Source organism: Corynebacterium sp. MSK297 (assembly GCF_030232885.1).
GTDB lineage: Bacteria > Actinomycetota > Actinomycetes > Mycobacteriales > Mycobacteriaceae > Corynebacterium.
The window spans coordinates 1-1,408 of record NZ_JASPGD010000027.1 but is presented as its reverse complement, the minus strand read 5'-3'; the positions used below and the strand labels follow the sequence as shown (position 1 = coordinate 1,408).

The 1,408-nt window shown below is 52.7% G+C and carries 3 protein-coding genes; all 3 read left to right on the top strand.

Annotated elements, in window-relative coordinates:
• The first annotated feature begins 583 nt into the window (after positions 1 to 583).
• The 3 genes from QP888_RS10960 to QP888_RS10950 are packed head-to-tail and all read left to right on the top strand — an operon-like array spanning position 584 to position 1,346.
• A complete protein-coding gene (locus tag QP888_RS10960; protein ID WP_284590040.1) occupies positions 584 to 847 on the top strand; it encodes a toxin HicA in 264 nt (87 codons plus the stop codon).
• Positions 848 to 852: 5 nt separating this feature from the next.
• Complete coding sequence (locus tag QP888_RS10955; RefSeq protein ID WP_049149752.1) at positions 853 to 1,179, top strand: type II toxin-antitoxin system HicB family antitoxin; 327 nt, start codon at positions 853 to 855, stop codon at positions 1,177 to 1,179.
• A gap of 11 nt (positions 1,180 to 1,190) precedes the next feature.
• Positions 1,191 to 1,346: a recombinase family protein gene (locus tag QP888_RS10950; RefSeq protein ID WP_502869182.1), complete on the top strand. Its 156-nt coding sequence runs from the start codon at positions 1,191 to 1,193 to the stop codon at positions 1,344 to 1,346.
• The last annotated feature ends 62 nt before the right edge of the window (positions 1,347 to 1,408 follow it).

The following is a 1,408-nucleotide window of genomic DNA, read 5'->3' as shown; positions in this document are numbered from 1 at the left end:
ATATCTTTCTGACCTGGTCGGTCGTTATGGTCTCCTATGTTAAGTCATCCGGTCCGAAAAACCCCGCCCACACCAACTTGACCCGCCACTGGTGATCCGTTGCTTGAAAAGCTTGAAATGGTCGGGGTCAATTTGCTCGATATCCATCGGATATGATGCTGACGTCTCTGTTTGTTTCGGAGACTGGTCGCTGGTCACTGACGTATTGAACAAACTGGTCATATTGCTCGTCTTGGAGGGCATTTGAGAGAACTCGGGTTCCTACTGGTGTGGCGGCTAAACATGCTAATGCTGTAGCCAGTGCGATTAGCTTCTTTTCATTGATTTCTCCTGGTGTGCTGCGTCGTTTTCAGTTGAGCTCTTGTGCTTTACTTGCAAGCTCTCCCCTGGAGGGGCGTAAGGCGACCGTCAAACGCTGGTTTGTGCCGTTGCTGAAAACCACGAAGTTCCACTAGGCAGGCTGGCGTTTGCCTCCGGCGCAAAATATGGCCACTTAGGAGCCCTAACTGGCCACTTTTTCTGCGTACCGTCAGGACGGCGTGGCCAAAACTTCCGGTAGTATCATATGTGGTACTACTGCGTTGTGGGAAAGAGCATTGGCGACATTGTGCAGGCAATGAAGCGGTCACCGAAGAATGTGAGGTTTGTCGATTTGGAAAAAGTCTGCGATCACTACTTTGAAAGGCGCAATACGAAGAAGACGTCGCATCGCACCTACAAGACCCCGTGGCTGGGTGATCCTCGTGTCAATATTCAAAACGCGAAGGGCAAGGCCAAGCCGTATCAGGTCCATCAAGTTCTAGAAGCGATTGAGAAACTGGGCGCACAGAAGAAGGAATCGGAGTAGTCAGCATGGACATTAACAAGTACACCTATCAAGTCTCCTGGTCGGAAGAAGATCAAGAGTTTGTGGCGACCGTGGCTGAGTTTCCCTCATTGTCGTGGTTGGATGCAGACCGGCAGCAGGCCGAGCGTGGTTTGCTTGAGCTTGTTGCTGAGGTTGCTGAGGACATGGAGGCCTCCGGCGAGGCGGTTCCTGCTCCGTTGGGCAGTCGTAGCTACTCGGGGAAGTTCAACGTGCGTACGTCTCCGTCGTTGCATCGGCGGTTGGCTATTGTTGCCAAGACGGAGGGCATTTCTTTGAACGCCTTGGTCAATCAAAAACTCGCGTCCGTCTAGTCAGCGGCACTGTGAAGAAGGGGGTGTGTCATGCCATTGGGTATGCGCGTGTGTCTACGGAGAAGCAGGATTTACAGGTTCAGCGTGAGAAGTTGGCCGCTTATGGTGTGGACGCGGAGCGTATCTATTTTGATCATGGCCGCTCCTGGTCGGGTTGCGTCCTTTAGTGTGGTGTATCTGTAACTGACGGTGGGCCCTCATGAATGATGCCGACGGCCACCGTAGTACC

Coding starts and splice junctions, on each gene's coding strand:
- QP888_RS10955 (WP_049149752.1), top strand. CDS start 853: ATGGACATTAACAAGTACACCTATCAAGTCTCCTGGTCGGAAGAAGAT.